Annotated in this window: 7 protein-coding genes; 6 read left to right on the plus strand and 1 reads right to left on the minus strand. The window is 72.7% G+C overall.

Annotation, left to right across the window (positions count from 1 at the left end; genetic code table 11):
- Window positions 1-6: 6 nt before the first annotated feature.
- Window positions 7-2349 (plus strand): TonB-dependent receptor, encoded by a 2343-nt coding sequence (locus AX737_RS29110; protein ID WP_066927456.1) that lies wholly within the window; start codon window positions 7-9, stop codon window positions 2347-2349.
- Between the two features lie 21 nt (window positions 2350-2370).
- Here the strand turns inward: AX737_RS29110 and AX737_RS29115 are convergent, their stop codons facing one another.
- Window positions 2371-2562 carry a hypothetical protein gene (locus AX737_RS29115; protein ID WP_156454036.1) on the minus strand — a complete coding sequence of 64 codons (192 nt, stop codon included), beginning with the start codon at window positions 2560-2562 and terminating at the stop codon, window positions 2371-2373.
- Between the two features lie 596 nt (window positions 2563-3158).
- Between AX737_RS29115 and AX737_RS29120 the strand changes: the two genes are divergently transcribed.
- From AX737_RS29120 to AX737_RS29140, 5 genes are all read left to right on the plus strand, one after another.
- A complete protein-coding gene (locus AX737_RS29120) occupies window positions 3159-4868 on the plus strand; it encodes a glycosyltransferase family 39 protein (protein ID WP_066927448.1) in 1710 nt (569 codons plus the stop codon).
- Window positions 4865-5599: a glycosyltransferase family 2 protein gene (locus AX737_RS29125; protein ID WP_066927450.1), complete on the plus strand. Its 735-nt coding sequence runs from the start codon at window positions 4865-4867 to the stop codon at window positions 5597-5599. The genes AX737_RS29120 and AX737_RS29125 overlap by 4 nt, the downstream gene beginning before the upstream one ends.
- Window positions 5593-5925 carry a lipid-A-disaccharide synthase N-terminal domain-containing protein gene (locus tag AX737_RS29130; protein WP_066927452.1) on the plus strand — a complete coding sequence of 111 codons (333 nt, stop codon included), beginning with the start codon at window positions 5593-5595 and terminating at the stop codon, window positions 5923-5925. Before AX737_RS29125 ends, AX737_RS29130 begins: the two co-directional genes overlap by 7 nt.
- Window positions 5922-6527, plus strand: coding sequence for a pyridoxamine 5'-phosphate oxidase family protein (locus AX737_RS29135; RefSeq protein WP_066927454.1), 606 nt, complete (start codon window positions 5922-5924; stop codon window positions 6525-6527). Before AX737_RS29130 ends, AX737_RS29135 begins: the two co-directional genes overlap by 4 nt.
- Before the next feature lie 67 nt (window positions 6528-6594).
- Window positions 6595-8283, plus strand: a 1689-nt coding sequence (locus AX737_RS29140; RefSeq protein ID WP_082773364.1) for a methanol/ethanol family PQQ-dependent dehydrogenase, incomplete at its 3' end; no start/stop codon positions are given.

Below are 8283 nucleotides of genomic sequence, written 5' to 3' on the forward strand. Positions count from 1 at the left end.
CTCACGATGTCTGTCTTCCATCTCCGCTGCTCGCGTGCGGCGGCGTTTCCACGCGCTGCCTGGCTGCTCGCGGCCGCCCCGCTCGCGCTCGGTCCCGGTCTCGGCAGCGAGGCCCGTGCCGAGGGCGACAGCGTGACTCTCGAAGAACTCTCCGTCGTCGGCGAGGCCGGACCGGCGGCAGCGGTCTCGGCCCGCTTCGGCGTGGCCTCCCCGCAGGGCTCGGCGCCCGCCGTGATCGAGAACCCGGTCGGGCAGGTCGTGACCGCGATCGACCGCCGCAACACGATCGCGAACCGCCCCGCCACCAGCATCGGCTCCGTTCTCGTCAACAGCCCCGGCGTCACCGTGCGGCAGGGCAATGGTGGGCGCGACGTGATCGTGTCGATCCGCGGCAACAACGCCCGCTCGACCGGCGTCGTGAAGAACACGGTCGTGCTGGAGGACGGCTTCGTCCTGACCCAGCCCGACGGTGCCGCCCGGTTCGACCTGACGGATCCGCGCGCCTATAGCCGCATCGACGTGTTCAGGGGACCGCAATCGGCGCTGTTCGGCAACTACGCCACGGGCGGCGCCATCGCGTTCCGCACCCGCACCGGCCGCGAGATCGGCGGCTACGAGGTCGGCACGGATGCGGGCTCGTTCGGGTACCTGTCGAACTATTTCACGGTCGGCGGCGCGAGCGGCCCGGTCGAGATCAGCCTGTTCGCCAGCGACGTGCGGGCCAACGGCTACCAGGAGCACGCGAGCTACGACACCCAGACGGTCAACCTCCTGGCGAGCTACACGCCGACGCCGGACAACCGCTTCACCCTCAAGGTGATCAACAACACGCTGCAGGCCGACCTCGCGGCGCGCTCGTCGCTCGAGCAGTTCCGGATCAACCCCTACCAGCGCGGCTGCGCGACCGCGGCCTCCGCGGCGCCCGGCTGTACCACCTTCAACCTCTTCGCGAACGGCGCCTTCGGGCCGACCGTGCCGGTGACGGCGGCGGAGGGCGCCTTCGGGCGCAACGACCGGCGCACGATCGTGGCGGCGCGCTGGGAGCACGATCTCGACGCCGACACGACCTGGCGCACCCAGCTTGGCTTCGATGAGCGCAACTTCGACCAACCCTTCTACGTGACCGCCTCGCGCGGCTCGTACCCGTCCTGGAACCTGCTCAGCGACATCACCCGGCGGGGCGAGCTGTTCGGCCTGCCCGCCATCGGCTACGCGGCGCTCAACGTCAGCACGATCGACAATCACATCGCGACCTACAACCGAGCGCCCTACGGCGGCCCGCGCCTCGGCGCGCTCATCGGCGACCAGGAGGCCGTGCAGTCGAACCTCGGCGGACGGGCCCGGGTCGAGCTCGCGCTCACGGAGCGGTGGACCGGCGTGCTCGGCATCTCGGCGGAGAACACCTGGATCGCCGGCCGCAACCTCGCCTACAGCTACGCGGCGACCGGCGCGACCCGCACGGTCGCGGACGCGGACCGAAGCTTCCTCAACGTCGCGCCCGAACTCGCGCTCGCCTACCGGCCGGATGCGGAATGGGCGTTCCGGGGTCGGGTGGCCACGGGCTACACCACGCCCGCCGCCAGCAACCTCTTCGTCACCCCGGCTGGCCTGCCCGGCAACAACACGCAGTTGCGCACCCAGGAGAATCTCGGCCTCGACCTCGGCCTCGACTGGACCCCGACCGAGACCCTGCGGCTCAGCCTGACCGGCTTCTACGAGTTCTTCCGCAACGAGCTGGTCTCGCAATCGCCGGGCGCGGGGCTCCTCAGCTACACCTTCAACGCGCCCGCCTCCGAGCATCGCGGCGTGGAACTCGGGATGGACTGGGCCTTCACGCCGGGCTGGACGGCGACCCTCGCCTACGGCTTCAACGACCAGTACTACACCGACTACGTCGAGCAACTCAGCGCCGGCGGCCTGACCCGGCGGTTCGACCGGGCCGGGAACCGCATCCCGGGCGTGCCGGCCAACCAGCTCCTGGCCCGGGTCGGCTACGACGTGCCCGCCGGGCCGCTCGCGGGTCTCGGCGCCTTCGTCGAGACCGTCGTGCAGGACGATTTCTACCTCGACAACGCCAACCTGCTGCGGGCGCCGGGCTACGCCATCGTCAACGCGAACCTGCACTACGCCGCCGATCTCAGCGGCGGCTACGCCCGGCGGATCAACCTCTACCTCGAGGTCCGCAACCTCTTCGACGCGCGCTACGTCGCCTCCGCCCAGCCGCTCGCGAACACGATCAGCGCGGCGACGGGCCTCCAGAACGGTCCGGCCGCGCTCGCGACGACCACCGGCTCGATCTTCGCGGGCGCGCCGCGCAACGTGGTGGGCGGGCTGCGGCTCAGCTTCTGAGCCGCGGCGCCGGACGGGGTCTCAGGTCCGGCGGCCGTGGTAGCGCTGGGTCCACATGAACAGGAAGTACACCGCCAGCGCGATGGCGTTGACGGTCAGGCCCCAGCCGTAGGCCTGCACGCCGTGGGCGCCGACCGGGTGGCCCAGCTCGCCGAGGCCGACGAGCGCGCCGAGAATGCCGAGGCCGGCAAACAGAAGGGCGAAGATCAGCACGGCCACCTCCATCGCGAACGACGCTGCAGGTCAACGCCGACGGGACCCGGAGGATGCGTCCGCCGGGGCGATTCGCGCGGCGTCCCGTGCGGGAGCTTACCACTCGAAGAAGGAATCGAGGCCCGGCATCATGCAGAGCATCGTGCCCGCGGCCCCCAGCACGCCGGCCACCATGACGACCACTTCCATCGCGCGAGCCTCCCGATTGCATTGCGCACGATCAACTCGGAAGGCACCCGGCCGGTTCAAATTCGATCGCGCGCTCACCAGCGCAGGAAGCGGTCGGCGGCCGGCAGCGCCGCGAGGGTGAGGACGATGGCGCCGACGGCGCCGGCGAGCATGATGACGAGAGCCAGTGACACGTTCGCGCCCCTTTCGATGACGCTCCGACACGCCTGAGGCCGCATGTCATCGAGTCAATGAGCCGAGGATGTGAACGGTGCCGTGCGGCAGAATGGCCGGGGCTCGCCGGGGACGAGCGGGGCCGCATTTGACATTCCGGGGCCGATCATCGACACGGCCGGCCGCGACACGGCGACGGTCCGGGGCCGCAGACGGCCGCCCCGGATGAGACAGCGCACGATGACGGACCACGCATGACCAGCCTGTCCGCAGGCCGCGCGGGGGCCGCGGAACCCGACCTGATCGACCGGCTGCCGGGGCTCGCCGCGGCGACCCATGCGCGGGCGTGCCTCGCCCTGCTCGTCCTCGCGCTGGTCCTGTTCCTGCCCGGGCAGATCGGCCTGCAGCCGATGGACCGGGACGAGCCGCGCTTCGCCCAGGCCTCCAAGCAGATGCTGGAGACGGGCGACCTCGTCGATATCCGCTTCCAGGCGGAGGCGCGCCACAAGAAGCCGGTCGGCATCTACTGGTTGCAGGCCGCGAGCGTGGCGGCGGGCGAGGCGCTCGGCGTGCCGGGCGCCCGCACCGAGATCGCCCTCTACCGCATCCCCTCGCTCGTCGGCGCCTGCGCGGCCGTGCTCCTCGCCTACTGGGCGGCGCTCGCCTTCCTCGCCCGGCCGGACGCGCTCCTCGCCGCCGCCCTGTTCGGGGCCTGCCTGATGCTCTCGGCCGAGGCCCGCCTCGCCAAGACCGACGCGCTTCTGACCGCCTGTACGGTCGCGAGCTTCGGTGCGCTCGCCCGCGCCTGGCTCTCGCGCGGCAGCGTCGTACCGCTGCCGCGCTCCGCGCTCCTCGCCTTCTGGGGCGGGCTGGCGCTCGGCATCCTGGTGAAGGGGCCGATGGTGCCGCTCTTCGTCGGCCTGCCGGCGCTGATCCTCTCGGGGCTCGAGCGCGACGCCTACTGGCTCAGGCGCCTGCGTCCCGGGCTCGGCCTCGCCCTGGTGGCGCTCGCGGTCGCGCCCTGGTTCCTGGCCATCGCCTGGAAGAGCGGCGGTGCCTTCTTCACGGAGGCGGTCGGCCAGGACATGTTGGCCAAGGTCGGCGGCGCCAAGGAGAAGCACTGGGGACCGCCCGGCACCTACGCGCTCGCCTTCTTCGGCACCTTCTGGCCCGGCGCAGCCTTCGCGGCCCTGGCGATCCCGTTCGCGTGGCGCACGCGGGGCGAGGACGCCGTGGCGCTCCTCGTCGCGGCGATCCTGCCCGCATGGGCCATCTTCGAGTGCGTGCCCACCAAGCTGCCGCACTACGTGCTTCCCCTGATGCCGATGGTGGCGATCCTCACGGTCCTGGCGCTCCGGCGCGGCGCCCTCGATCCGCGCAGGCCCGGCGCGTCGGCCGTCGGCTTCCTGGCGGTGGCGATCCCGGTGGGCCTCGCGGTCGGATTGCCGCTCGCGGGCTGGCAGCTCGACCGGCAGGTCCCCTGGGCGGCGCTGCCCCTGCTCGCGGGTGCGGTCGGCCTCGCGCTCGCCGCCTGGTTCGCCTTCCGGGCGCACCGCTCCGAGCGGGCACTCGTCCTCGGCGTGCTGGCGAGCCTTCTGGTCTCGCCCGCGCTGTTCGGCCTCGGCCAGCGCGAGATCCCGGCCCTGAAGGTCTCGCCGCGGCTGGCCGCCATCCGGGACGCGCTGCCCTGCGCGAGCCCGCGCGTGGCGAGCCTCGGCTATCGCGAGCCGAGCCTCGTCTTCCTCGTCGGCACCGACCTCGCCACGCCGCCGACCGGGCGGGAGGCCTCCGACTTCCTGCATGCGGGCGGCTGCCGCCTCGTCTTCGTCGAGGCGCGGCAGGCGGCCGAGTTCGCGGCCGCCGAGGCCGGAAGGACCGGCGCCCGGCAGGTCGGCGCGGTGTCGGGCTTCAACATCAACGGGGGCCGCCGCGTCGGCCTCGCGGCCTACGCGGTGGTCCCGTGAGCGCGTATCGTCTGAGCGTCGTCGTGCCGGTGAAGAACGAGGCCGGCAACATCGAGAGCCTCGTGGCCGAGCTCGAGCGCGCCTGCGCCCCGCTCGGGGCCTTCGAGGTGATCTACGTCGATGACGGCTCGACCGACGCCACGGGCTCGGTGCTCGAGAGCGTCCGCCGGGGCCGGCCGTGGCTGCGCGTGCTGCGCCATGCCCGGAGCGGCGGCCAGTCGGCGGCGGTCCGCAGCGGCGTCGCGGCGGCGCGCGCCGGGATCGTGGCGACGCTCGACGGCGACGGCCAGAACGATCCGGCCTTCATCCCGGCCCTCGTCGCCGCGCTGGAGGAGGCCGGCCCCGGAGCCGGCCTCGCGCAGGGCCAGCGCCAGGGCCGCAAGGACGGGGCCTTCAAGATGCTGCAGTCGCGCATCGCCAACGGGGTGCGCGGACGCATCCTGAAGGATTCGACCCGCGATACCGGCTGCGGCCTCAAGGTGTTCCGCCGCGCGGTCTACCTGCGGCTGCCCTATTTCGACGCCCTGCACCGCTTCATGCCGGCCCTCGTCGCGCGCGAGGGCTACGCGGTGGTCCACCGCGACGTGGTGGACCGTCCGCGCTTCTCGGGGCACTCCAATTACGGGCTGTTCGACCGGCTCTGGGTCGGGATCCTGGATCTGGCCGGCGTCTGGTGGCTGATCCGGCGCAAGCGCCCGACGCCCGACGTGTCGGAGGTGGAACCGTGCTGATCCAGCTCGCCGAGGACCTGCCGGCCTATTTCTACGACGTCTTCGTCACCCGCTTCGACTTCTGGCTGGTCTTCGGCATCGGCGCCCAGCTCGTCTTCGGCTCGCGCTTCATCCTGCAATGGATCGCGAGCGAGCGGGCCGGGCGCAGCGTGATGCCGCTCTCGTTCTGGTTCCTGTCGATCCTCGGCGGGCTGATGACGCTGGTGTACGGCTTCGTCAGACGGGAGCCGGTGATCATCATCGGGCAGGGCCTCTCGACGGTGATCTACCTGCGCAACCTCGCGCTGATCTTCCGCGAGCGCCGCCGCAGGCGGGGGGCCGCGTGAGCCGCGCGCCGCTGCCCGCCTTCCACGACGACCTCGACGGCTGCTTCGCGCAAGCGTGGCGGCTCCTCGCCGAGGGCGTGGAGCGGGGGCGCAGCGGCTTCCACCTGCCCGCGCTCGCCACCCTCGGGGCGGCGGGCGCACCGCGCGTGCGGACCGTGGTCCTGCGCGCGGTCGATCCCGGCGCGGGCACGCTGCGCTTCCACTGCGACCGCCGCTCCGACAAGGCGGCGGAGATCGCCCGGAACGGCGCCTGCGCGCTCATGGCCTACGACGGCGCCACGACGGTGCAGATCCGTGCCGAGGGACTGGGCACGCTCCACACGGACGACGCGCTCGCCGACGCGGCCTGGGCCGGTGCCCAGCCGATGAGCCGGGTCTGCTACGGCACGGCGCCCGGGCCCGGCACGGCGATCTCCGCGGGCGGCGCCTACGCGCTTCCCGACGCGGACGAGGCCCCGGCCCTCGGCCGCCCGCACTTCGCCGCCGTGGTGGTGCGGGTGGCTGCCCTCGACTTCCTCTACCTCGACCGCCGCGGCCACCGCCGCGCCCGCTGGGACCGGGCGGGCGCCGAACCGTGGACGGGCCGCTGGCTGGTGCCGTGAGGCGCACGGGCCCCGTCCTTCCCCGCACCGGGGGAGGCCATCGGAGCGCAAGGACAGGCGTGACAGCATGAGAGCCCCGATCCGTCTCGCGGTCGGCCTGCTGGTGCAGGCTCTGCTCCTCGTCGCGCCCACGCGGGCCGCCGACGCGCCGCCCGGCCCGGTGCTCCAGACGATCGACTACGCCAACACCCGCTACGCGCCGCTCGACCGGATCGACGCGGCGAACGTGAAGGACCTGCGCGTCGCCTGGACCTTCTCCACCGGCGTGCTGCGCGGGCACGAGGGCGCGCCGCTCGTGGTCGGGCACGTGATGTACGTGCACACGCCCTTTCCCAACACCGTCACCGCGCTCGACCTCGACCGGGAAGGCCGGATCCTCTGGCGCTACGCGCCCCGGCAGGACGCGACCGTGATCCCGGTGATGTGCTGCGACACGGTCAACCGCGGGCTCGCCTACGCCAACGGCCGGCTCTTCCTGCATCAGGCGGACACCACCGTGGTCGCGCTCGACCCTGAGACGGGGCGCGCGCTCTGGTCGGCGAAGAACGGCGACCCGGGCCGCGGCGAGACCAACACCGCGACCGTGCTGCCGGTGAAGGACAAGCTGATCGTCGGCATCGCGGGCGGCGAGTACGGCGCGCGCTGCCACCTCACCGCCTACGACCAGGCCACGGGGCGGCGGCTGTGGCGGGCCTACTCCATGGGCCCCGACCCCGACATCCTGGTCGATCCCGAGCGGACGACGGAGCTCGGCCGGCCGGTCGGGCGCGATTCCTCGCTGCGCTCCTGGGAGGGCGACCAGTGGCGCATCGGCGGCGGCTGCACCTGGGGCTGGTTCTCCTACGATCCGGCGCTGAACCTCGTCTATTACGGCACCGGCAACCCCTCGACCTGGAACCCTGCCCAGCGCCCCGGCGACAACAAGTGGGCGATGTCGATCTTCGCCCGCGACGCCGACACCGGCGTGGCGGCCTGGGTCTACCAGATGACGCCCCACGACCAGTGGGACTACGACGGCGTCAACGAGATGATCCTCACCGACCAGACCGTCGCGGGCCGGCCGCGCCGGCTCCTCACCCATTTCGACCGCAACGGATTCGGCTACAGCCTCGACCGGGCGACGGGGGAGTTGCTGGTGGCGGAGAAGTTCGATCCGAGCGTCAACTGGGCGAGCCGCATCGAGCAGGATCCGGCGAGCCCCGCCTACGGACGTCCCGTGGTCGAGCCGCGCTACGCGCCGGAGGCCGCCGGCGAGGACGAGACCACGACGGGCATCTGCCCCGGCGCGCTCGGCGCCAAGAACCAGCAGCCGGCCGCCTACTCGCCCGCGACCCGGCTGTTCTACGTGCCGACGAACCACATGTGCATGGACTACGAGCCGTTCCGCGTGCGCTACACGGCCGGCCAGCCCTATGTCGGCGCGACGCTGGCGCTGCACCCGCCCGCGGGCGCCGAGCACACCGGCACCTTCATCGCCTGGGACGGCGCGGCGGGTCGGATCCGCTGGTCGATCCCGGAGCCCTTCTCGGTCTGGTCGGGGGCGCTCGCCACCGCCGGCGGCGTGGTCTTCTACGGCACGCTGGAGGGCTACCTGAAGGCGGTCGATGCCCGCGACGGGCGCGCCCTCTACCGCTTCAAGACGCCGTCGGGGATCGTCGGCAACGTCACCACCTACATGCACCGCGGCCGGCAATACGTGGCGGTGCTGTCGGGCGTCGGCGGCTGGGCCGGGATCGGCCTCGCGGCGGGGCTGACC

The organism is Methylobacterium sp. CCH5-D2 (assembly GCF_001556475.1).
Taxonomy (GTDB): Bacteria; Pseudomonadota; Alphaproteobacteria; order Rhizobiales; family Beijerinckiaceae; genus Methylobacterium; species Methylobacterium hispanicum.